A 24,913-nucleotide genomic window follows, 5' to 3' on the forward strand; every position below is an offset into this window, starting at 1 on the left:
AAAGCACACAATGTGTTCTAGGGAAGCTCCGAACAAGCCCTCAATCGTGCTGAAATACAGCCTCATCACCCGACCCGAGCCCTTCATGAGCCAGATGAGCTTTTCCGACTTCGAATACGCCGGCAAACGTAAGCAAACTCGCCGCGAACGGTTTCTCGCCGAGATGGATCATGTCGTGCCCTGGAGCGGTTTGCTGAAGCTGATGGAAGCGTATTACCCGAGGGCCCGCGGTGGTACCCTATCCGTTGGAAACTATGCTGCGCATTCACCTGTCACAGAACTGGTTCTCCCTGAGCGATCCAGCTATGGAAGAAGCGCTGTATGAAATCACACCCATGCACCAGTTCGCACAGCTGACGCTGAGCGCGCCGATCCCGGAAGACACCACGATCTTGAACTTGCGGCACCTACTGGAGAAGCATAAGTTGGCCCCTGCGATCCTTGCCGTCATCAACGGTTATTTGCAGGAAAAAGGTCTTAGCCTGCGCCAGGGCACCATCGTTGATGCGACGACTATTCACGCGTTCAGTACGACCAAAAACGAAGAGGGCAAACGCGATCCGCGTGATGTACCAAACGAAGAAAGCGCGGCCTATGCCGATTCGGGCTACACCGGTGTCGAAAAGCTCGAAGATCATGAGAGTCGGGAGGTGGTTGGGTAGATCGCAGCTCGAGGCAGCACCTACTCCAGGCTGAGTAAGCGCAGAGTGCTTTATAAAGGCAAGCGCAAAATTGAGTACTTCAAAGCCCAGACACGGGTCACGGTTGACCACGCTGTTCGCTCTATCAAACCTGTGGATGGCTCGAAAACAGCTGATGGGGATGGGCGATCTACGCGTGTAACACGGAGAAATGGGCTAACCCACGGGGACGTTTCGCGAGTAATAGCTCCGAACGGCACGGGATTTTCAACTTGCCGCGCAGTTGCAGCAAGTTGATCGGAACGTCCCTAGGGCTGCAACCCCATCGACTCTTAAATATCGGGTCCAAGGGGCGCTTCTTCCCGCGTATGCGAGGGTTTCCTCCTCCCTGCCCTGTGTATTTTCCTTGTGTTCAAGTGCTGTTCCCTGTTCGTACGGTTGACTGGGCGGAGGCGCAGAGTGTACCCATTAGTATTGAGTTCGTTTCTCGGCACGCTGATAGAGAAAAAACGTCATCGCTCATCAGTCGTCATCAATCTGGAGTCTGATAATGCGCGAATTAAAGGTAGTGATTGCTGACGATCATCCGGTGGTTTTGCTGGGCCTTCGGGAAGTGATTCAACGCGATGAGTGCTTCAACCTGGTCGGTGAAGCGATAGGGTCGTCGCCGTTGGTTGAGCTGTTAGCGTTGCATCAACCTGACTTGGTGATTACCGATTTCAATATGCCGGGGGGATGAGATGTATGGAGACGGGCTGCAATTGATCGAACACATCACCGTACATTTCCCCGCGGTGAAAATCCTCGTGCTCACGGTGGAAAGTAATCACCTGATCATTTCGCGTTTATTGGAAATGGGCGTCGTGGGCGTTATCACAAAAAACCATATCCATCAAGAAATCGGCAAGGCGCTGAACGCACTGGCCAATAATCGGACGTATACAGCACCGTCTGTTAAAGCCACCTCGGTGATCACAAATCCGATGGTCATCGACGAACGTTTCTTCAATCTTTCCCCACGCGAAATCGAGGTCTTACGACTGTTTGTGGCGGGGAGCAGCGTGAGTGATATTGCCCGTCAGTTGAATCGCAGCGTTAAAACCGTGAGCGCCCAAAAAATATCCGCGATGCGCAAGCTGGAAGTGCTTAATGACCATGCTTTACTCACCTATTGCATCAAGGCCACCCCCTTTGAGTAGGTGTATTTCCTTCAAGCTGTTTTTCAGGTCCGGAGCCTCCTCATGCCGCAAATGAAAGTGTTACTGGCTGACGATCACCCGATTGTGCTGATGGGCGTACATGAAATCATTGAACGCGACCCACGCTTCAAGGTCGTAGGCACGGCAATGAATTCGTCTGAATTGATCAGCAAAGTGTCGCAGCTTAGTCCTGACGTGATCATCACCGACTACAACATGCCGGGAGACGAACAATACGGCGATGGATCTCGCCTGGTGGAGTACCTGCGACGGCGCTTCCCAAGGCCTCGGGTGCTAATTCTTACGGCAATTTCAAACCCGCAGATTTTGACCTGGTTGTATGAACTAGGTATCAGCGGGGTAATTTCCAAGAACGCCGGCTTGGAAAAAATTCTGGAGGCATTGGATGCGTTCTACCGTGAAGGTCACTACCAGTACGACTCACTGGACGGAATACCAGCTGAAGACGATCATGGCTTTTCGCAAAAACTCAGCCAGTTAACGGTCAAGGAGTTTGAAGTCTTGCGTCTGTTCGCCTCAGGTATGAGCGTGAGTGATATTGCGCAAAATCTGAATCGCAGCGTTAAAACCATTAGCACACTAAAGATCTCGGGGATGCGCAAACTCGATGTCGACAGTGATCAGGCGCTGCTGATTCTGTGTATCAAGGCCAATCTGTTCGCCTGACAGGTTCGCCTACTGAGTAACATATACGTAATCTCCATCAGCAGCGTTGAACTGTAACTGCCGATAGCGGGCAGCTCATCCCCAGTCTTGACCGGTCTGACGGATAACGCGAGCTTTAGCGACGTGTCCTCGAGAGGAAAGCTCAGCCCCCCACTTTGAGGGTACTGCTCGTGTCGCTCAGATGGGTTTTCAAGCGCGACTTGTCCAGCGTTGGACGCAAGGTACTGCTGTCAAAAGAACCATTGTTAGCACTAAAGCGCACATTGAGCTGATGACCTTTGATGCACTGAAAGGTCAGGACAACATCAGTCTGCTCAGAAATATCCTGACCTCAGCGAATTCAGGTTCACTTTGGAGATATCGATACTCTGTGAGGCTGGAAAACTGGCCGTGCACGGTGGTGTAATCTGAGCTCCAATGATCTCTAACTGAGTAGTGTCTTCGGCATACGCGCGTCATGGGTTTGAATGCCGATGCCGGACACCTGGTTGTCACCGGTCATGCCCAAGATGCTTGCATCAGTGTCAGCTTGTTGGCCGTTGAATTGATGGGAGCATTTTTCAGGGGCAAATCGCTGCAGTTCTCCAGAGAAATCGAGAACGGCGTGGAACCGGCGACAGCACCTACGGTGCTGGCAACGTCAGCGATACCAAGCAGAACCGGGCTCATATCAACCGACTTCTTTAGGCTATTTCGCAAAAACAGTTAATGCTGAGCAGGAAATATCTGACTGCTTGGTTAAATCGGCTTTTTTAAACCTCAAACAGCCTGCCTGTTAAAGTAGCTGTTTATTTCAGACCCTCCCTGGGACGGTACCCAACCATGAAGCAAGCAAAGGTACGTCTCGGTGTATTGGCACTGAGCTCACTCAGACTCAACAAGCTGTTGCTCCTGCTAACCGGCCTTGCCCTGTTGCTGGTGAGCATGAGCTATTGGGCTGTTAACCGGGTGTTGCAGGAAGAAAGCGAAAAGACGAACTTCCACTTCGCACGCTTGATGGAAAGTATTCATGAGCATGCCGTTTTTTTACGAAGTGCCGCCGAGAGCTTTGGCAAGCCCAACGAAATTTTGTCGCTGGACAGCAAGCCGTACTCACATGTCGAGCTCATGCGCCAAGGTGATGAGCGCTTGTTTCAGAGCCGTAATAGAGCCAAATCACTGCCATTTACTGTGAGCCAGCGAGATAAATTCAACCTCAACGAAATGCAGGGGACCTACTCGTTTGGAGCCCAGTTAACTGACCTTTTCACCGCTTACTGGTCCGACGCCTATTACTCGGCACCGCAAGTGTTTGTCTTCTCTCCCACCGACCAGTTCACCATTGCCGTGCCTGGAATTGATGGCAACCGGCAGTACCCGGTGTTGCTCAAAAACAATTTTTTTGATGTCACCAAGCGTTTGTACGATGAGCTTCTAGCCCAGCGTCATAGGCTAAAAAACAGTCAACTGTTCTGGATGAGAGGCCCGCTTGGGCTTATCCAAAAACGTAGATACATTGTGGGCGCCATTGGCGTCGATCTTTCCTCTGGCTTTGTACCTGCGCCTGATGACGGCGGTTCGGTGATCCTCACAGCATTGGTGGATGTCAGTGATATCAATGACCTTGAACGCTTGTTGATGCGCCCCACCAATAGTCGCCTGACGTTGATCTCACCGACCGGTGACGTCCTGTTCGGGGAGAATCGGGATGTGGAAGTACTGCCGCTAGGGTTGAGTTTTACCCGCGATGGCTTGCGCTTTAAGTTGAGCTCCGGAGGAACGGATCCATGGATCGGTCTATACGCAATCAGTTATCAGCAATTCTTAGGTTATGCCAAACGACCATTAATGGCTGCTACCGGCCTGCTCCTGCTATTTATGCTTATCGGCTGGCGCCTCAACCGTTGGTATCGGGTGCACATTATCGAGCCCGCCCAGCGGTCCAGCCAGTCCTTAGCTGAAAGCGAAGAATTCAATCGAGTCATGCTGGATAGCGCGCCCGTTGGTTTATGTGTGGTTCAACGCAGTACCGAAACGATATTGCTGGAGAACCAGCGAGCACAACAATGGCAGGGCACGCCTGAGCTGATTGCATTACTGAAGCGTGACTACCCCGAGCTCGTACCGGGTGAAGTGCAGCTTGAGGTGGCAGGTCGTCATCTTCAGGCCTGTTTCGCATTCACCCGCTACCAGGGGGAAGATGTGGTGCTCTGTGGTTTCAACGACATCACTCGCCGAGTGGATGACTCCAACATGTTGGAGCAGGCGCGGCGCTCGGCAGATGAAGCCAACAAAGCCAAAACCATGTTTCTGGCCACCATGAGCCATGAAATTCGTACGCCTTTATATGGTGTCCTTGGCAATCTTGAATTATTGGAGCTCACCTCTCTTGACGGACGCCAGCACGAGTACCTACAAACCATTCAGCGTTCGTCAGCGGTCCTGTTTCAGCTGATCAGCGATGTACTGGATGTGTCCAAGATAGAGTCTGGACAAATGGCGGTAGAAGCCAAAACGTTCTCTCCTCTGGATGTATTTGAAGACACCGTCCGCAGTTATTCGGCCGCCGCAAACAATAAGGGTTTAAAGATATTTGCCTGTGCGGATGCGACCTTACCGCCGCTCTTGTACGGAGACGCCGTTCGGATACGGCAAGTCATTAATAATCTGCTGAGTAACGCAATTAAATTCACCGACTCAGGCCATATCACCTTCAGGCTTAGAGTGACAGACATCGAACACGACCATGTGTCATTGCAGTGGCAGGTTTCAGATACCGGTATCGGGATCAGCGAACAGCAACTCTCGCACCTGTTCAAACCTTTTTCCCAGGTAGGAAACAGCGAGCGTACAGGTGGTGCCGGGCTCGGCTTATCTATTTGCTCTCGACTGAGTGAAATGATGGGCGCGAACTTGCGAGTGGTCAGCGAACCCGGGTTGGGCAGCAGTTTCTCATTGCATATACGCCTACCCACCATTGCCGGCTCGCTGGCAAACAGTACCGATATTGACCTTGAAGGCATGAACATCTTTGTTCGCGCCCCACTGAAAGATGTCGAACAGAGCCTGATTGAATGGTTGGCACGTTGGGGCGCACGGGCCCAGACATTGCCGGTTTCAGACATTGAAAACAGCAATGCAATACTTCTGGATATCGATCCTGTTCCAGTCCAGGCCCGAGAATGGCAGGGCAAGCATGTGATCGCGACTGAATCGGGTAGCAGTCATCCTCTAAAAACGGTACGCGGTTGGGAGGTCAACGCCTATGACATTCGAGCCATTGCCAGGGCCTTGATGCAAGTGGCTCGAGGAACTGCGCCAGAGGTGACCGACGGTGCACCAGGGCCCGTTGCAGGAATGGCATTGAGCGCCTTGGTGGCAGAAGACAATCCCATCAACCGAGAGATCCTCAAGGAGCAACTCTGCACTTTAGGCGTTCGGGTTACGCTGGCAGAAGATGGTGAACAAGCACTGTTGCGCTGGGGTGACGGTTCGTTCGACCTGGTTATTACCGACGTCAATATGCCTAAGCTTGACGGTTATCAACTAACCCGCCGCTTACGTGAAGTTGATCCAGATGTACCTATTATAGGCGTGACCGCCAATGCCATGCGTGAAGAGGGCGAACAGTGTCTCGAGGCAGGAATGACCGCATGGCTGGTCAAACCCTTAAGCCTGAAAACACTGCACCAGACCTTGTCAGACTACTGCCCGCAATCACAGCAGGTCGACTCGTCGACATTCAAGACTGAAACTTCGGCGTTGAAAACTGACGATCTTGAGGGATGGATCACGCTTTCGCCTGCCATGCATCGCCTGTTCATCACGACCATGCAAGAGGACCTGACTCGGGCCGAACAGGCTTTAAAGGCCTCCAACACATCGACACTGGTCAGCCACTTGCACCGCATGAATGGTTCACTGGCCACAGTGTGTGCAGTCAATCTGGCGGCGGCGTGTAATGAGTGCGAAATAGCCTTGCTGCATGCCCCCTTGAATACAGTCTCCATTCGCAGGATAAGCATGTTGTTAGAACGTCTGCATACAGCCATATCCAGAATGGCCGAGGGCGAGTTGCTTTCTCGACAGTAGGCGTTCGTGGGCTTCGGTCGCAAGCATTCGATTGTAGGGGGATTACCGCTCGCCAGTTCATAGAGCAGACAGCGGAGCGCGTACACGTCTGCCGTGCGGGTCAACGGTTTACCTTCGAGGATTTCGGGTGCTGCATAGCTGGGGGTTGAGGCGACTGCGGCGACTGCGGCGGGTGTAGCCATTGCGGTGCGGGCAATGCAGACGCTCGACATAGCTATTGAGGCGGTCTCGCAGGGAAGCGAGCCGGAGACGGTCAGAAACTTTGTGTTCGGGCATAACATCTACCTAGCCTTTCACTTCCCTAGCCGGCTGCAACTGAGCAAGACAGCCGTTTTCCGAGCCCGGCTATTGCCCGCGAAGCAGGGCAGTTAGAGGCGCTACTCAGAGCAGCCAAGCCATGAAATGCCTATCCTCGCAATCAAGCATATTGATTGCTCCATCCCCTACTCGCCCTCTTCAATAAATCGCGTCTATGTAGATCAGAACGGCAACAAAACTTTGCAGCGTGTAAATGGAAGAAGGAACGTCAACTGCGACAGCGCAGGGACCTGTGCACACCGTGGTGAATTCATGGGCAATGCTCCTGAAGGTATCTAAGGGACCACAACTGGATGGTACCTGGGCACAGATACGGCGGGAGCCGTTGAGGGCACCGGTCCAGGCTACAGAGGAAAGCGTTACGAACCACAGGCAAGGAAAAATCCATCATCAAGCCTGGTAGACGTAAGCAAACTTGAAGTTGTGTGCATGGCAACAGCGGTTTTTAACTATTCAATCAATAGGCAAAACATCGAAGACCAATATCCACCTAAATATCTTCCAGCGATGGATAAAAAGTATATAAAGAAAAATCTGGCAACTACGACTCAGCACTACTTTACTACGATAACAACATGATGCTCTCGGGTCTCAAAAAACTCTATTTTAAACCTTGCGAGCATCACTATCAAATGAAAAAAACATGGACATTAGTGTTTATTCAGCCAGCGAAATCTCTAACGTGGACATTCCCCCAATAATCGCAGAAAAAAAGTCTTTCGAAATAAAATAAATCGAATCTGATTTTTCGACGATCTCTTCGCTGTGCTTCAACCGCCAGATACATTTAGGGGATTAGATATTCGCTCGGCCACTACATCACGGCGGTTGACGATCTCAGACTTTTCTCCAGTTTATGACAACTGGACCACGCCCCCCCCAAAGGTTTGTAAATTTTTCTCGTGAGGATGTTATTTAGTCATGCGTAAAGAGGTCATTTCTTGCGAAAATTTGCGTAAAAAATTTGCCTCGTTTTGTAGCAAGGTGATCATGTTAATTACACTGCTAGCCTCCGCGGCCGTTAGCTTACGTATCAGACTCAATAAGTCAGATGCGCAGTTTTCGCTCACCGAAGCTGACTCGATCAATCGAAGTTGTAACGTTTGAATCTCGCGTAAAGTATCCATCATCACACCTAGGCTGCATTTGAGTGGGTGGCAAGCTGACAGAGCCGATTTTTATCTGAAAAGATGAAAAATCCAATCAGATCATTCTGAACTTGCAGTACTGAAATCCTCAACGTACCAAGTGGATATCAGGCTGCGCTTCCCCGTTGTCTTAAACAATCACTGGTAAATAATCGTGAACGTCGCCGAGGCATTGGCCGGTCCGGGTGTCACGCTGCTCCCGGTCTGCAGGTAGCGGGCCTTCAGTGGAATGGTATAACTACCCTCGGTGGTTAACAGGTTGAGCCCACTACTTCGGTTCGTTGCCAGGGGCAAACCGACTCCATTAGGCGTGGCAATCTGTAAACCGACGCCGGTGGCGGCAGGTGCACTACCCGCAGCGCTCGGGTCGAGGGTCATCACTCCAGTACCAGGAGTAATCGCTGTCCTGGCCGGGTCAATACGAAATTGCAAGCTGTTGTTGTTTCGGGATCCACTGGTACCGATGCCGCTAGGATTATTGCCGCTCTGCGAAGTCCAGCCTGGAGCGTTCGTGCTGTATGTACCGTGAAACGCCGGGCAGTTGTTCAAGGCAATGGAAAAATCCTTCCAGCCAGTGGCGCTGTTGCGCCCGGTAAATGTCTTGGTTTGGTGCGTTCCCATGGGCACAGACACATCCGGCGTACTGCAAGTGCGCGAGACAATTTGGAGGCTTCCCGAGATTCCCATTTTGAACCCCAGCAGCCTGACCGTATTGCCCCCCCTGAAGTTGGCATGCAGGCTCGTCGACGGCAAATCACCACCCCTGAGCACGCCCGGAGTCACATCGCCAATTTTGATCAAGACCAACTCAAAGTTGGAAGGACCATTCATGGGTACAAGACATCTGTAGCCCGTGGTACATAATGTAGCCGGCCGCGCAGTGGTCTTCCTTGGCAACGGGCCGCCCGAACTGTCGAAGGCGACCCCTAGCCCCTGAATACTGGTTCTGTAAACTTTGTTGGCATACTTCCCACTGGACCAATTGGTCAAGCTATAAGAGGAATCTACACTCATCTCGGTCCACATCTGAAGCGGCGCGTATAGGCACTCTGCCGTCGGTGCCTGGCCCGAAGCGATTTTGAATGTCTGGCGATAAACCTCAGTGCCGACTGGCACATCGCGCCCGACGTTGATCGCTGATATCTGCAGCGGCATAGAACCATTTGGCGGATGAATGCCATCCAAGTAGGTACAGGTGAGCGCCATGGCACTGTCGGCCGAAGCCCACAGTGCAGCAGATAGCAACACTGAGCTGATCAAAGAGCCAAGTTTCATAACGGTACCTTTTGCATGTTGTTGGACCGCGCGTTGTCTGCGACCTGTTTACCGGCCGCGCAAACGGCGTCCACTTGCTGCAATTGCTGTCCCTCGCCAGGGCCAGGAGGAATCATCAGTGCGCACTGTTGATGGGTCTTGCTACCCCAGTTGATCAGCAACTGGCGGGTTTCGGGCTTGATCCGCGCATAGAGCAGGCCACCCTGCCCGACCATGCCCACCGAGGCCCCGTCGCCATCCGTCACGCCTGCACCAAAAGGCAGACTGCTGCCATCGTCCAGGCGTACATTGAGCAGTACGGCACGGCCCTGGTTGGTAGTGTATTTGAGGTGTACGACGGCACCAGCACGCGGCGCCACCTGTTGGCTGGTTTCGTTGAGTTCGACGTCCAGCGAGCTGCCAATCGGGTCGATCGCCACTTCGTTCAGTTCATAAGGGCGCAGGTACGGCACTACGGCATTGCCACTGCCATCGAGCTTGAGCCCCGGATAGCCGGCCACTTTGGCCCCCTCGGCACCGAGTGCGCTGACGATTGCCATGGTCTCACCACGATAAGGTGTCATTGTCACGCCATCGGCATGCGCAACCACCGTGCCGCTGGCCCCCAGTGACGTGCTGGTATAGCCATCGCCACGCCCCAACGCAGCACTGAGCATGGCGCGGGCACCAGTGTATTGGCCGTTCAGCGAGGCACTTTTGCTGTTGCTGGCACCGTCATGAGCGAAGGTGGCGCCGTAGCCATATTGACGGTCTTCACCAGCGGTACCGCTGATACCTGCCTGCTCATTGAAGTTGCCTTGAGTATCTCGGCCAACTTGAGCCGTTACTTGTGGGCCAAAGCCTGAAGCGCCGAACTCCAGGGGCATGCTCATGGTCAGCAAAAAACTATTTTCCATGTCGCCCAGGCCGATGCGGCTGCGGTTGGCATTCAAGCTGAAACTCACACGGTTGAACTGCTTGCTGTAACTGAATTGGTACTGCACATCGCTGCCTGGCAGGTTCCAGTAGTTCTGTGCATAACCGCTGATCGCTACCTGGCCCCACGGCCCCAGGCTCTGGTCTGCCGTGACCGACAAACGACTGCGAGGGCGCCCAAACACGCTGGAGTCCCAGCCATTTTTCTCGGCACTCAGCAGTTGCACTGCGTTACTGAAGTCCAGGTAATCAGGGGTTGAAAACCGGTAGGCCGCTACTGAAAAGTTACTGCCGGTGCTGAGTACATTTTTGTTGTAGGACAGGCGCATGCTCTGCCCTTTGGCAGAACCACTCGCCAGATCGGTCTGGGCGTGGGTCACGTCCACAGCCATGGCGCCAATGGGTGTGCCAAAAGCCACGCCGGCGAGTACCGACATGTAATCGTCACTCGATTGCACACCACCAAAGCCGGTGAAGGTGTTGTTCAGGCCATATTGCAGCGTACCTTGCAGCAGGCGAGTCTGATCGTCGATAAAGTTGTTGCGGGTTTCACCTGCGGTCAGGCTGAAACGTGAGGTGCCGGGACGCAGCAGTTGGCTGACCGAAGCGTACGGCACGATGAAGCTCTGTTCGGTGCCGTCCGCTTCGGCAACGGTCACGTTTAAGTCGCCGCCATAGCCGGTGGAATACAAGTCGTCGATTACAAAAGCGCCAGGGGCCACGGTGGTTTCCAACAGCACGTTGCCAGCCTGGCGAATGGTCACCCGCGCGTTGGTACGGGCAATGCCGCGAATCACCGGGGCGTAACCGCGCATCGAATCGGGCAGCATGCGGTCGTCGCTGGCCAATTGCACTCCGCGATAAGACAAGGTGTCAAAGATCTCGCCCGTAGTGTTGGACTCACCCACTGTCAACTGGCTTTTCAGCGAGGTGATATCGCGTTGTGCGTAACTGTCCAGGGCCTGGTACTTATTGCCCTGGCGTGACTGCCAACTCATCGAGGCGTTGTGGCGAAGGCGCCAATCGCCCAGGTTGAGGCCTGCATTGAGCCCCAGGTAGGCCGAGTCATAGTTGCCGGCGCGGGTACGGTTGCGGTTGCCGCTGAAGTTGTAGCTGAGCATTCCAGCGGTCACACCGCGATCCCACAACTCCGGACTGACATAGCCCCGCGCATTACGCTTGAGCGCCGCTTGGGGAATACTGAGGTCGAGGGCCTGGTTCTCGGGTGAAAAACTCACAGTGGCGCCCGGGATCAAACTTCCCAATGCCGCGCAATCCTGGCTGTCTAGGGCCAGACCAGCCTCGGGTGACAAGCTGGACATTTTCACGCCCTGACGCTCCAGCAGCCCACGGCTCATGCAGACCACGGGGTTGCTACCATCGGGTTGAGCCTCGATGCGAATGTCCTGGCGACTGTTCAGTTGACCGTTGAGTATCACGTCCGCGCGATACTGCCCAGGCATCACCGGGTTGCCGCTCTGATACGCACCGAGGTCAAGATTACGTGAATCTTCAGGCAGAAACGCATCGTTGAACTGCACCTCTTGCGCCAGCGCGCTCTGCACACTCCACACACCTGGAGCAATAGCCAGCACCTTGAGAATCAAGGTCGTCAGCGGATTCAAGGCGAAGCGAGGCTGCGCCCCCAGAAACAATCTGGAGCGGGAAGAGGTCTGCATAATTAACTCGCGCGTAAATCGTCAGTGATTAATCAGGGCTTGAGTGTTTTGCGGGCTGGGACCAGAGCGCCGTAATCATTGATGGCGTTGAACTCAACCTGGGCAGCGCCGACAGGCCGGGCTTTGAGCGCTGGTAGCAAAAACTGCCGGGTTTCACCCGGAGCGACCATGCCATCCTCGCTACGGGTACGCTGGGCACCCACCACCAGATCCAGCTCAATCAGCGAGACGTGGAACGCCGACGGGTTGAACGCCTGCAAAGCCAAGCCTTGCCCATTACGGGAAGGAACCAACTGCCACTGCATCTGCTCAATTGCTTCGGTGGCAGTGCCCGGCAACCCTACTGGGCGATAGAACAACTTGATTCGCGACCGAAAAGCCATCTGCAGGATGTTGAGGTCTCCAGCCACTTGAGGCTTGGGCGGAATTTCCAGCACGTTGAGCCAGAACACCGACTCCTTGTCTTGGGCTAATGGGGCGCCAGTGAACAGCACCCGAAGGGTTTGCCCTTTGGCGGGATCAATCCGTGCCACGGGTGGCGAGAGCAAGAATGGAGCCTTGGAACTGGTAGGTGTGGACTCCACGCTACCGGTATCGATCCACGACTGCGTCAACGCAGGTTGTGTACCGTTATTGTTGAGCTTTACGGTGATTTCCTTCTGATCCGCTGGGTAGATCAACCGGGTCCCCGTAATCACCACACCAGCAGACGCCTGAAAACATACCAGCGCTGTAAAACCTGCCAGAAGCAGTTGCTTGAATGGAAGTGTGCGAAGCATTACGTCATCCCATCGCCGCCTGAAAGCACGCCCTGTCCCAAATGGAGCAGAGCGTGTATCCATTAGTTGCGACTTACTGATAATTAATGGAGTAAGTCACGTTGCTAATAACGGTACCTGGGCCAGTAGCGGCTTCAGCGAAGTACTGAACAGCGTATGGCAGGTCTGCAGTCAAAGATGCTTCGTCAATATCAATGCGGCTAGTGGAAGCAACCTGCCCAGTGTCACCGGCTTTGATAGCTTCGCCGTTAGTAGCATCGACCAATTGCAATTGAACGTTGGTAGCGCTACCCGAGCTCCTCAGATTGCCGTTTTTCGGATCAACAGTACCACCGGCCTCAAAGAACGCGGATGCTGTTTTGAGCGCAGCGGAGCAATCGCTCAACTGGATATTGAAACCGGTCTGGCCCGCAACCTGGCCAGCTGTAGCCAGCACCGAGGTAGACAACGTTGGCAACGTAACGACCGTACCACTTGCGCCAGCACCGTTCACAGCAACCTTACAGGTTTCGGCTTTCAATTCGCCGTTAAAGTTGATTGTGCCGTCCGAAGCCATCGCGGCAGAGGTGGCGGTAGCAGCGACCAGTAGAGCAAGGACGCGGGCTTTGTAATTCATGAGTAACTCCAAGAAAGCAATGTTTTACATTAAATTGTGGAGCTTCCTTATGCGGAGCGCTCCTGCTTTGTTGCGGGGTGAAGTTTAAGAGGCCTACAACATATGTAATATAGGAGTGCTCCTAAAAACCAAAAAACCACAACCAACCAAAGCTGAGCAACTCATGAATCTACCATTTCAATTTATTATTCTATTAACTAACAACTCCTCGAGCAAACCTGCAATAGGAGCGCTCCTAAAAACTCAATTTAGCCAAAAGAAAGGTTTTTAAATTGCCGACAGCATAGTTGCTGGACGTGCAAGTAAATCAGCTCGCCTGAGCACCACAGAGAAAGTCAGCCCACTGCTTGAGCAGAATGTTAAGGCGATCTGCGATAGCCTCAGCGGGCCAATTCACATCATCGCTCAACAACTGCTCGATCACTTCAACCGGGATCGTGATATCCGCCCAACCGACAGCCAACGCCGCGCAGTGCAATCGATGCAGTGCATGCAATGCCTGGCTGCGATCACGCAAGGCGATTGCTTCAATCAGGCTACTGAGGTTTTTGCGAAGCCCAGCATATTCCCCCTCCCCTTCCGGCTTCTGCTCAGCCTGCGGTTGCAGCTCGGGTACCTGGGATACGTCACACCAAAGTTCAATCATCTGCTGCAGTTTGACCTGACTGACGGGTCGGTTCAGCAAGCCATCTATTCCTGCATCAAAACAACGCTCGAGCTGTTCGTTGCTGGCGACTTGTGACATAGCAACAATCGGACAGTACCGCCGTTGCTGCTCGTACTCCAGTTCACGAAGGGCGCCGGCCAGACTGTAGCCATCGTCATCTGGCAAGTCACAGCTCATCAGCACCATATCAACCCTGTGCTCATCGAAGATCGCTAACCCCTGATTAGCATCAACCGCCAGCAGGGCCACGCAGCCAAGACTACGCAGTTGGTCCAGCAACACGTGCTGATTAGCCGGCGAGCCTTCCACCACCAGCACCTGTAAACCTTTTCCCGCCACTTCAATATCCGCTGGTGCGGCTACCGCTGCCCCAACCTGTGAAGGCGAGTCTGGGACCGAGGCCCACTTGATGGGTATCGTCACGTCTACCCGGGTGCCGACTCCCAACGTGCTCGTGAGCGCCAGCTCTCCATGCATCAACCTCACCAACCGCCGGCAGATCACCAGGCCCAGACCCGTACCGCCAGTGCGTTTGTAAGAGTGCTGGGCTCGGGCATAAGGCCGGAACAGCGAGAGCCGCGCCTGTTCGGACAAACCAATACCGCTGTCAATAACCCGAATCAGCACATACCTGACGCCACCCGAATGCCCCTCAAGCATCTGCAACTGCACTTCTACCTGACCGTTTTCGGTGAACTTGATAGCATTGGAAATCAGGTTGCGCAAAACCTGAGCCAAACGCAGCTCGTCCAGCATCATGGGAGTGGTGAATCTCTCACCGGTCAACGTCAGCTCTAGACCTTTTTCCTCGGCATTCGGCTGGTGATCATCCACCACTTGTTGAGCCAACGCCCAGAGATCCACCGCCCCTGGATTGAGCTTGAACTGCCCAGCCTCCATCTTGGAGATGTCCAGCACATCATCCACCAAACGCAACAACGTATTGGCGCCATTATTGGCGAGATCAGTAAAGTGTCGTTGTTGTTCGTCGAGAGGTGTGTGCTCCAACAACTCGACAGCAGCCAGCACCGCATTCATAGGCGAGCGAATTTCGTGGCTCATGACCGCAAGGAACATCGCCTTCTCCCTCTCGCGATGCACAGCACGGCGACGCTGAACCCAACTTTGCCAAACCAGCATGACTAGCAACAGCACAACGGCCAGCAACAGCCACAACTCGCCATCGTAATGTTTGGCAATGGCCTTGATGGTCGGGATATCCACGTTCATGTCGGCAAGCCATGCGTCATAGATCGCCTTGCGCTCTTCTCCGGTGATGGAAGCCAATATTTTCTGCAGAATGGAGAACAGGATTACATCCTCCTCACGTACCGCCATGCTTACACCGGTATGCAACTGGGGCACTACGCCGGAAATCTGCAATACCCCCTGATACTGGCGAGACAAGTACGGAATGAGTAACCATTCGGAAGCAATGGCCGCGTCGACACGGCCGTCCTTGACCATCGCCATCATGTCGACCGCGTTCTGGGCTGCGATGATCGTGATACCCGGAACGGTCTTGCTCAGGAACGAGGAGTAACCTTCACGCCCCAGCATCACCAGGCGCTTCCCGGCGAGATGTTCCAAGTCTGCGAAAGGTAGACCGTCAAAGCGGCTGACGAGAATGGTCGAACTGCTGCTGTAAGGCAGAGTGTAGAGCATTCCACGGTCCTGAACTGGGTCGTCAGACTTTCGTCGAGTGGACAATATATCGACTTCACCGTTAATCAGCATGTCTTTGCGGTCGCTACGGGTGGTGGTAATCACAGGCTTGAAGTGCAGGCCTGTGCGCCGCGTTATCAGTTGCAAGTACTTGGCCGACAACCCCCGCAATTGATCACCGCCGATGTATTCGAAAGGCAACAAGTCGTCAAACACCCCGACATGCAGCACCGGATTGGTTCTGATCCAATCCAACTCCTCTTGTGTCAACTCCATCAGCGGTGGGCTGTCTTCTGCTCCAGCCCCACCCAGCTGGCCCAGCAGGACCAATGCCAGCAGCAAACGCTGCAATTTGCCGCTCACAGCGGCTCCATCCGATGTGCCCGTACTACCGGCAGCACATAAAGCAGCGTATCACCGCTTAAGGCTTGCCAGTGCTGAACCAGTACTTGCAGGGATTGCCCGTAGACGGGATCGTCCCAACCCTCCCCCCCGCGCAGCAGTCGCTCCATATGCTCTGCCGCCAGGCCCAAAGCCGACCATTCCATGATCAATGCCGCGCCGTGCAACCGGTGGGCAACGTGCAGCGCAGAAGGACGATCACACAGCGCCAAAGCCTTGATCAGGCTCCCAAGATCACTGGCCATTTCCCGGTTAATCGCAGCTTGATCCAGGGTTGGGGCCATCAAACTCGCACTGGGAGCTGCCAGTTTGACGCCGCACCAGCGCTCAATGACCTCACCCAACTGCCCAAGGCGTATGGGCTTGCTCAATACTGCATCCATCCCGGCGTCGAGGCAGCGCTGAAGGTGCTGATCGCCGGTTAAGGCGGAGATAGCAATGATCGGGCAGCGCGTGCGCCCCAACTGCAATTCAAATACCCGTAGCTCGCGGACCAGGCTGTAGCCATCTTGATCCGGCAGATCACAGTCCATGAGAATTAGATCGTAAGCACTCTCCCCAAACAAAGCACTGGCTTGGGCGGCATCGCCAGCCACCGCAGGCCGACAGCCGAAGCCGCTGATCTGCGCCCGCAATACCTCTTGGTTGGCCAAGGTATCTTCCACGATCAGAATCTGCAGGCTGCTGTCGGCCATCTGTGCTGGTGCAGCCTCTGTCTCAGGTAGTGCCAGAGGCTCAGGTGCCGTGGTCGCAGGCAAACTGATAGTCACTGTAGTGCCTACTCCCTGCTCACTACTGAACATCAACACGCCATCCATCAAACTGACCAGTTGCTGGCAGATCACCAGACCGAGGCCGGTCCCCCCCGCTTGATTATTGGTGTAGCTGGCCTGGGCATAGGGCCGAAATAAAGTCGCGCTTACGGCTTCGGCAACACCGATCCCGGTATCCCGGACCTCAATCTGCAACTGCTGGACGTCAACCTGCGAAGCAGACAGGCGTACGTTGATGTCCACACCGCCGGTATCGGTGAACTTGATGGCGTTGGAAAGCAGGTTGTGAAAAATCTGCGTCAACCGTGAACTATCGAGTAATAACAGGGGCAACTGCGCTTGGATATTCGGGGTCAAGCTCAGGCGCTTTTCCCGTGCACGCAAACGGTGCAAACCTACCACTCCTTCCACCAGCGCGGTAACGTCAGTCGGCTCGATGGTGAGTCGTAACGGCCGAGCGTCCGGATCGGACAGGTGCAGCCCATCATCAAGCAAGCGCACCAACGCATTGACACCGCTGTTGGCCAAATGAGCAAAGTGGCGTTGCTGCTCATTGAGTCGGGTGTGCCACAGCAACTCCATCGCCGCGAGCACGGCATTCATCGGCGAGCGTATTTCATGGCTCATGACCGCCAGGAACATGGTTTTTTCTTGTTCACTACGCACCGCGCGATGTCGCTGGCGATGACCGAGATAGGCGAGTGCACACAACCCGGCCAAGGCCAGGGCTGAAAGGATCAGGGCATGTAAGTAATGGCCGGAGATGCTGGACAGGGATGGAGCATCCACATCCAGATCGTGATACCACTGCTCATAGATGACCTTGCGCTCTTCGGCAGTAATCGACTTCAGAACTTTCTCAAGAATGGATATCAGTATTGTCTGGTCTGCACGGACCGCTATACCTACATCCAGCATCTGACTCCCGACCACACCCGAGGCTTCCAGAACCCCCTGAAACCGTCGGTACAGATACGGCATCAGGAAGGTTTCCGTGGCCACCACCGCGTCAGCCCTGCCATCCTGGACCATGGTGAGCATGTCCACGGCCGAAGTATTTCTGAGGAGATTGGCTTGGATTTCACGCGTACTGAACATCTTCGCGTAGCGCTCTACATCAGGGATCACTACGGTTTTACCCTGCAGCTGTTCGAGGTCGAAAATGTCGGGATTGTCGATCCTAGTCACGATAATGGGCGAAGTTGTATGGTAGATCAGCTTTTTAATGTCGGGATTAACGGGCTCAGACCTCAAACGCATGTGGGAGGACAGCATGTCTACCTGACCGTCCAGCAGCATTTGCTCGCGCACATCAATCCTTTTTCCCACCACGTACATGAACTGAAGTCCCGTGGCAGCCGTCAAAAATTGCAGATAGTGCATTGACCGCCCATGCAACATTCCGCCTTTCATATACTCGAAGGGAATCAGGTCTTCAACCACCCCTACCCGTAACACCGGATGCAACGCAATCCACTGTCGCTCTTCAGGGCTCAGTTCAACCGAGGTGGCCTGGACGAGGGGAGCACCACCCACCAGCGACAACAGCAACAGGATCCAGTGCAGGCATTGCTTCATGGTGGGCTAATGATCTTATTGAGCTTGAACAGCTCATTGTTCGACGTGACCCCAAGCTTACGGAACGCCGAGGTTTTCTGAGTGCTGATGGTCTTGATGCTGCGATTGAATTTATCTGCAATTTCACTCACGGTCATGCCCGCCAGATAACAGCGAATGACTTCCTGTTCACGACTGGTCAACTCCGCCTGGAGCAACGCGTCCGGAGTCTCGCCAGAGTCCTTACGAGTATCACTGGTGACCGTTTCTGCCAGGCGATAGGTCATAGAGGTACTCAGGTACACCGCGCCCGATGCCACTTTACGTATCGCCTGGACCAAGTGGCTCATGTCCTCACCCTTGCCGACAAACCCCCGCGCACCGACACGCATAGCCAGCCCGACCGTCGCGGGATCATGGTGCGCAGACAATACGAGGATATGGCAGTTGGGAAACTTGACCCGCAAGGCACGGATCAGTGATACACCGTCCAACTCATCTGGACTCAGGGAGAAATCCAGAAGCAGCAAATCCGCCGGGGCCGAGGGTAACCCGCTGATAAGGTCGCGGCTTCGCTCATAAATGCCAACCACTTCAAAGCCCGCCTCGGCTGCCAGGGTGTTGGCAAGTCCGTGCCGAACAACAGCATGGTCATCCAATAAAGCAATGCGTATAGGTTTCACAGTGATTTAACCCACTCTGCCCAGCGAACACGACGCTGCCTAACTAAAGGGATCAGCCATCAATCCCGGCATGCAGATGAGTATATGCAAGAACTGATGAGTTACACGCCGTACTCTCACTATTTTTACGACCCTCGACAGATTAGGGCACCCAGACTCAAACGCCTTCAATAATGTGTTTAAGCCGAAATAACTCATTGTTCGATATCACCCCTAACTTGCGAAAAGCCGAGGACTTCTGGGTACTGATCGTCTTGATGCTTCGACTGAATTTCTCAGCAATGTCGGTGATGGTCATACCTGCCAGAAAACATCGAATCACCTCCTGCTCCCGGGCAGACAGGCTGACAAAGCGCAACGCATGATCTCGACTCTTTTCTTCACCGCCATCATTCACTGCAGTAGCCTCCGCCACCCTGTAAGCCATGTCTGGACTCAGGTACACCGCCCCCGAGGCAACCAATCGAACAGCGTCGATCAACTGGCACATGCCTTCACCCTTGCCGAGAAACCCCCTGGCACCGATACGCAGTGCCAATATCACTGTCGCTGCGTCATGGTGAGTGGAAAACACTAGGATGCGGCATTTAGGAAACTTTACCCGCAAGGCCCGAATCAGTGACACACCGTCCAACTCGTATGGCCCAAGAGCAAAATCCAGTAGCAACACCTCCGCGGGATTAGTCGCAAGCCCTGCCATCAGCTCTCGACTGCTGGCGTAGACGCCGACCACTTCAAAATCAGGCTCCAGTACCAATCGACTAACCAAACCATGTCGCACGATTGCATGATCATCCAACAAAGCAATTTGTAAACGTTTCATAAATCACAAGGCACTCTGCATAACGAGCAATAGATGAACAATACAGTCATTTCATCATTAGCAAGTTGTCGTCACTTAAGACAAAACAACAATATCAATTACATCCGTGCAGCTGAAAAATCGCGCATTACAAAGAGTAAGCATAACAACTACCAAGCACACAAAGTAACTTTTCAGCCAACCACGCAAATGCTCAGACCATGAGACTTATAGACTCTAATGGCATCCGGCGCGCTATAACGGACGGACAGGAGAATTGAATCAACGGCAAATAAACCAATAAAACCCACGACTAGGAATTTAATTTAATAGCGTGCTGATGAACATCGGAAAACTCCTAAAAGTTTAGCCACTACACTGTGAAAAACCGAGCAAACGCGCGGATAGGCCACACAAAAATAGGAGCGAGCGAACCAAGAGAGGGGTCGCCTTATAAACTCTTTTCCCGCGAGATCAAAAAACTTAAGAACGCATCAATTTCCATCGGGCGCGCCAAGGCATAGCCCTGCCCTACACGGCACCCTAGACGGTGCAGCAACGGGATCGTAGATTCGTCCTCAATTCCCTCGGCCACCAGACTTAGATTGAGCAATTCAGCCCAGTTGACGATGCCGGTAATGACCTTGCGTGACGACGAATACCGCTCAACATCACGGACGAACGAACCGTCGATTTTCATCTCATCGAACGATAGGTTCGCCAGCAGATTCATAGTGGCCGCCCCGGTACCGAAATCATCCAAGGACACCTGAAAACCCTTGGCACGAATGGCCGTCAACGAAGCGGAAAGGTAGAGCTCGTCCGGCTCAGGCACATCTTCAGTAAGTTCGATTTTCAGCAACCGGGTCGGCAAGCCGGCCTCATGCATGCCTGCCGCTAGCCGATCGGCGAAGTGCGGCGTGCAAATAGTCTTTGCCGACGCATTCACCGCTATGGGAATCTGGATGTTTTCACGTTTCAGCGCCGTCATAGCCCTCATGCTCCACATTTTCACTAGGCTGAACAACAACAGATCAAGGCCCAACCGGTTAACCAGAGGTACCAGCACTGAAGGAGGGATTTCGCCAAAGCGTGGATGCTTCCAGCGCACCAATGCCTCAGCCCCCACGACGCGCCGAGTCAACAATTCGAATTGCGGCTGGAACACAAAACGCAGCCCTTCCCCCGTGGTCAGCGCGTTGATCACTTCATCCTCAGCCAGAGAGTCGAACGTAGCCATTTGCAACTTGGGCCCCGGTTGAGCACGAGTCAACATCACAGCTCGCAAGGCATCGTCCAGCTCCAAACCGCCGCCCTCACGCAGAATCGCCACCTGAACCCCTGCCGCCCGAGCCAACCGTGCGTGAGACTCCAGCGCACTGACGGCCACCCCGCCTACGTGCTTGATCCAGAGTTGATTGGTTAGCCGCTCGTTGAGGAGTGATCGCGTCTCATCAACGACGCAAACCTGGGCATTCAAGGTCGTTTCCCCCGTCCAAAAAATGCTGGGAAGCTGCGTCAGGGTGCCGACCTCGCGCAGCTCCTTGAGCAGGCTTGGCAACATCAGTCCGTCGCTGCATTTGGGCCTGATTTCGCAGACAATCACATCGACCGGATTTTCACATAGCCAGGCCGTCACTGCACTCAAGGATTTGACATTGGTCAGTGGTGTAATACCCAAGCAACTCAGCGCGCCGGCGAGTCGATGTGCACACATAGTGTCAGTTGCCAACGTGATAACGCGTAGCGCATCAAACTCGTGAGGCACAGCGACATTTAAAATCATGATAGAAATTTCCCAATACTATTTCAGAAAAAATCTTATCAGCATCAAAAAATAAAAAAATAGGAATGGGACTAAAAGCAAGTTGAATCGCCCCGGGTTTCGTAGACACCTCTTTGCCTTAAACTGAGGCCAATTAGGAGGTGCCATGAGCAACCCGTGTTACCCCGAAGAATTCAAAATCCAAGCGGTCAATCAAGTGACCGAGAAGAAGCTGCCTGTCGCTGATGTAGCTGCTTGTCTCAGCGTGTCGACGCATAGCCTCTATGCTTGGATAAAGCGCTACAGCAAACCTCAAGAAGAACGGCAGCAGGATGATGATCAGCACGCTGAGCTGCGTCGTCTGCGAGCGGAACTCAAGCGGGTGACTGAAGAGAGAGGCATATTAAAAAAGGCCGCCGCGTACTTTGCCAAGGAGTGCGGCTGAAGTACGCCTTTATCAAGCAGCGCGCGGGCGAGTATTCGATTCGACGGCTTTGCCTGACGCTTAAAGTCCATCCCAGCGGTTATTACGCTTGGTTGCCTGAGCCGCAATCTGCACGCGCCAAAGACGACCAGCGACTGCTGGGTTTGATCAAGCATTCATAGCTGGAAAGTGGCGGCGTTTATGGCTATCGCAAAATCCATGACGATCTGCGCGAGGTCGGTGAAGACTGTGGTCGCCATCGTGTGGCGAGACTGATGCGTCTTGAAGGGCTGCGTTCTCAGATAGGGTATCGACGTCGCCCTGGAAAGTACGGTGGTAAGCCATCGGTCGCCCCACCCAATTTGCTAAAGCGCCAGTTCGATGTCGTCGAAGCCAACAAGGTTTGGGTCACCGATATCACCTACATTCGTACATATGAAGGCTGGTTGTATTTGGCGGTAGCGCTGGATCTGTTTTCTCGTCAGGTCGTTGGTTGCTCAATGAAGTCGCAAATGACCAGTGATTTGGCCATTGATGCGTTATTGATGGCGGTTTGGAGGCGTAAACCGAAGCAAGAGGTGATGGTTCATTCCGACCAAGGCAGCCATGCCACTTTCCTTGCGCCCAAATGTAGGTGATATCGCCGCACCAGACTTGATTGGGCTCTGGCACGTCGAACTCGCGGTTCAATGTGTTCGGGATATCCAGTCTTTCTACTGCTGCTCGTTTGTAGGCATGGGAGCCGGGTTGTTTGCTGACTAAATCAAGCTCGCGCATCAAGCTACGCACTTTGAATCGACCGAGTTGCTCACCGTCTTCACGCATCAGAGACAGAATGCTACGACTGCCCGCAGAGCTGCGACTTTGCGAGAACAGCTCACTGACGCGACTACGTAATCGAAGCCGTTCAACATCGGGCGTGCGGCGCCGCAGGCGCTGGGCGTAGTAACACGAGCGAGTGACGTCAAACACCTTGCACAGCCAATCAACCGGCTCATGGGCGCTCAACTGGTCAATCAGCGCGAACGCTCGTGATCTTCCGACATCAAGAGCGCGGTAGCCTTTTTTAATATGGATTTCTCTCGCTCAAGCCGAGCGATCCGGGCCTCCAGCTCCTGAATTTTTTGCTGTTCCGGCATCAGCGCCTTGCTCTGCGGGGTGATGCCTTTATGTTCTTTCTGAATCTGGTCAACCCAGCGGCGCAATGCCGACTCACCAATGCCGAGTGAACGGCTGGCTTCGATGTAGCTGTAGTTTTGTTTGAGCACGAGGTCGGCGGCCTCGCGCTTGAATTCAGGAGTAAAGGAGCGGCGTTGTTTGGTCATCTGACACCTCGATCTGGCGAGCATTCTCGCCTAAATGAGTGTCCGGAATCATTAGACCACTACAATCGCTGCTGGTTACAAATCAGATATGGGTAGCGCGATAGCCTCCCGTCCACCGGACGATCCTTTCGAAGCCACAGCCTGGACCTTGCTGCTATCGATAGCCACCAAGTCGCCAGCAATCAGGCCGGCGCCCCGACAAAAGCGAACAAAGGCACGGCACATTGCGACAAAAGCTGTGCTGTTGTCTCGGCGAAAATCAGCGATGGTTTTAAAGTCCGGAGCCAATCGCCCCAACAGCCACATGACTTCGACGTCGCACTGGCACTCAGCCTCCAGCCGCCTGGAGGAACGAACCTGTTGGAAATAGCCGTAGAGGTAGAGTTTGAGCAAGTCGCTGGGGTGGTAAGAGGGGCGTCCGGTTGCTTTCGGGACGGCTTTGTCGAACCCCAGATGCTGCAGGTCCAGCAGGGAAATATAGGCCTCGATCACCCGAACCAGATGGTCTCCGGAATGAGTTCATCCAGCGAAACTGGAAATAGAGTGCCTTGAGTACGATCTTCACCTTGGATATAGCGCATAAAAAAATGCCCGTATTGACAACGAAAAATCCACCAGTGGCCCAGCAAGTTCAGTTTTGCTCTACGTCCAGACCGTGCGGATAACGGTTGTCGACGATCAGGATGCGCAACGACCGTGTCAGCCAATCCAGCGTACACTTCAAATGGCCACGGCGTTCTGCGAGACAGCCAGGACAATAGCGTCTGGCGGCTCATGGGTTGATTGCAAAGGTAACCTTGAGCCAATTTGCCTCCCAACGCGAGCAAGTCATCACGTTGAGCCCGGGTTTCAACGCCCTCGATCACCACCGAGACATTCAACGCGACACCCAGCACCACGGTTTTGACAATAAAGACCCAACTACGCAGCTCGCCCTCAATTGAACGAGTAAACTCGCAATCCAGCTTGACCTCCGTAAACGGCAGTTGGCACAGGCGATGTAACGAAGAAAGACCATTGTCGAAGTCGTCCATGGACAGGCCGCAGCCCAACCTGCGCAGCTGCTCGCAGCTGTCCAGGCAACCGTCGAGCTTACGGACAAGTTCGATTTCGAGCACCTCGAACGTCAGGCTCTCACCACTCAAGCCGTAGCACTTGAACATCGAATGAAGTCGTGAAAGCAACTGTGGATGGCTTAGTTGCTCGGGAAAAATGTTGAGTGAAAAATTGAATCGATCCTCCTGGACGTGCCGGAGCCGCAGCAAGATCGCACCATCATGAAACGGCTGAAACAGCAGCTCATCCAGCACTCCATACGCCGTAAGGCGTGAAAAGAAGTGCGACGGAGGCAGCACTCCCAGTACGGGATGCTGCCAGCGTGCGAGCACTTCAAACCCAATCACCGCTCCGCTGCCCAATTCGAGTTGCGGCTGGAAGTACGATTTGAACCGACCATTGCGCAGACCTTGCGGTAGCTCTTGTTCGGTAGGTGAAAGGGTCATGATGCTCCTGTACGCGGTCG

Annotated in this window: 11 protein-coding genes and 8 pseudogenes; 5 read left to right on the top strand and 14 right to left on the bottom strand. The window is 53.8% G+C overall.

Annotated features, from left to right (window positions below):
• Positions 1–85 precede the first annotated feature (85 nt).
• From BLU75_RS15905 to BLU75_RS15915, 3 genes and pseudogenes are all read left to right on the top strand, one after another.
• A pseudogene (locus tag BLU75_RS15905) lies at positions 86–843 on the top strand (transposase).
• A gap of 348 nt (positions 844–1,191) precedes the next feature.
• Positions 1,192–1,840, top strand: a pseudogene (locus BLU75_RS15910) (response regulator).
• 42 nt (positions 1,841–1,882) lie between these two features.
• Positions 1,883–2,527, top strand: a complete 645-nt coding sequence (locus tag BLU75_RS15915; RefSeq protein ID WP_084376908.1) for a response regulator — start codon at positions 1,883–1,885, stop codon at positions 2,525–2,527.
• Positions 2,528–2,975: 448 nt separating this feature from the next.
• On the opposite strand, the pseudogene BLU75_RS15920 reads toward BLU75_RS15915, so the two are convergent.
• Positions 2,976–3,217: pseudogene (locus tag BLU75_RS15920) on the bottom strand (fimbrial protein); the annotation flags it as partial.
• Between the two features lie 132 nt (positions 3,218–3,349).
• Here BLU75_RS15920 and BLU75_RS15925 point away from each other — a divergent pair.
• A complete protein-coding gene (locus BLU75_RS15925) occupies positions 3,350–6,598 on the top strand; it encodes a hybrid sensor histidine kinase/response regulator (RefSeq protein WP_084376910.1) in 3,249 nt (1,082 codons plus the stop codon).
• A gap of 23 nt (positions 6,599–6,621) precedes the next feature.
• On the opposite strand, the pseudogene BLU75_RS28340 reads toward BLU75_RS15925, so the two are convergent.
• The 10 genes and pseudogenes from BLU75_RS28340 to BLU75_RS15980 form a co-directional block, all read right to left on the bottom strand.
• Positions 6,622–6,879: pseudogene (locus tag BLU75_RS28340) on the bottom strand (protein kinase domain-containing protein); the annotation flags it as partial.
• A gap of 1,323 nt (positions 6,880–8,202) precedes the next feature.
• Entirely contained in the window at positions 8,203–9,339 is a 1,137-nt protein-coding gene (locus BLU75_RS15940; RefSeq protein WP_084376913.1) for a fimbrial protein, read from the bottom strand.
• Entirely contained in the window at positions 9,336–11,933 is a 2,598-nt protein-coding gene (locus BLU75_RS15945; RefSeq protein WP_084376914.1) for a fimbria/pilus outer membrane usher protein, read from the bottom strand. The genes BLU75_RS15940 and BLU75_RS15945 overlap by 4 nt, the downstream gene beginning before the upstream one ends.
• Before the next feature lie 32 nt (positions 11,934–11,965).
• Complete coding sequence (locus tag BLU75_RS15950) at positions 11,966–12,712, bottom strand: fimbrial biogenesis chaperone (RefSeq protein ID WP_084376916.1); 747 nt, start codon at positions 12,710–12,712, stop codon at positions 11,966–11,968.
• Between the two features lie 73 nt (positions 12,713–12,785).
• Positions 12,786–13,328, bottom strand: coding sequence for a fimbrial protein (locus BLU75_RS15955; RefSeq protein WP_084376918.1), 543 nt, complete (start codon positions 13,326–13,328; stop codon positions 12,786–12,788).
• Positions 13,329–13,635: 307 nt separating this feature from the next.
• On the bottom strand, positions 13,636–15,990 hold the full coding sequence (locus BLU75_RS15960; protein WP_231982570.1) for an ATP-binding protein: 2,355 nt from the start codon (positions 15,988–15,990) through the stop codon (positions 13,636–13,638).
• A gap of 29 nt (positions 15,991–16,019) precedes the next feature.
• On the bottom strand, positions 16,020–18,278 hold the full coding sequence (locus BLU75_RS15965; RefSeq protein WP_231982571.1) for an ATP-binding protein: 2,259 nt from the start codon (positions 18,276–18,278) through the stop codon (positions 16,020–16,022).
• Between the two features lie 131 nt (positions 18,279–18,409).
• Positions 18,410–19,075, bottom strand: coding sequence for a response regulator transcription factor (locus BLU75_RS15970; protein ID WP_084376921.1), 666 nt, complete (start codon positions 19,073–19,075; stop codon positions 18,410–18,412).
• A gap of 157 nt (positions 19,076–19,232) precedes the next feature.
• On the bottom strand, positions 19,233–19,898 hold the full coding sequence (locus BLU75_RS15975) for a response regulator transcription factor (protein WP_084376922.1): 666 nt from the start codon (positions 19,896–19,898) through the stop codon (positions 19,233–19,235).
• A 430-nt stretch (positions 19,899–20,328) separates the two neighbouring features.
• Complete coding sequence (locus BLU75_RS15980; RefSeq protein ID WP_084376923.1) at positions 20,329–21,663, bottom strand: EAL domain-containing protein; 1,335 nt, start codon at positions 21,661–21,663, stop codon at positions 20,329–20,331.
• A gap of 145 nt (positions 21,664–21,808) precedes the next feature.
• On the opposite strand from BLU75_RS15980, the pseudogene BLU75_RS15985 reads away from it, so the two are divergent.
• Positions 21,809–22,671 (top strand): annotated as a pseudogene (locus BLU75_RS15985) (IS3 family transposase); the annotation flags it as partial.
• Position 22,672: 1 nt separating this feature from the next.
• Here BLU75_RS15985 and BLU75_RS15990 read toward each other — a convergent pair.
• From BLU75_RS15990 to BLU75_RS16000, 3 pseudogenes are all read right to left on the bottom strand, one after another.
• Positions 22,673–23,391, bottom strand: a pseudogene (locus BLU75_RS15990) (IS3 family transposase); the annotation flags it as partial.
• Between the two features lie 129 nt (positions 23,392–23,520).
• Positions 23,521–23,972: pseudogene (locus BLU75_RS15995) on the bottom strand (transposase); the annotation flags it as partial.
• A 255-nt stretch (positions 23,973–24,227) separates the two neighbouring features.
• Positions 24,228–24,893, bottom strand: a pseudogene (locus BLU75_RS16000) (EAL domain-containing protein); the annotation flags it as partial.
• Positions 24,894–24,913 lie beyond the last annotated feature (20 nt).

It is taken from the genome of Pseudomonas mucidolens, from assembly GCF_900106045.1.
GTDB classification, from domain to species: Bacteria; Pseudomonadota; Gammaproteobacteria; order Pseudomonadales; family Pseudomonadaceae; genus Aquipseudomonas; species Aquipseudomonas mucidolens.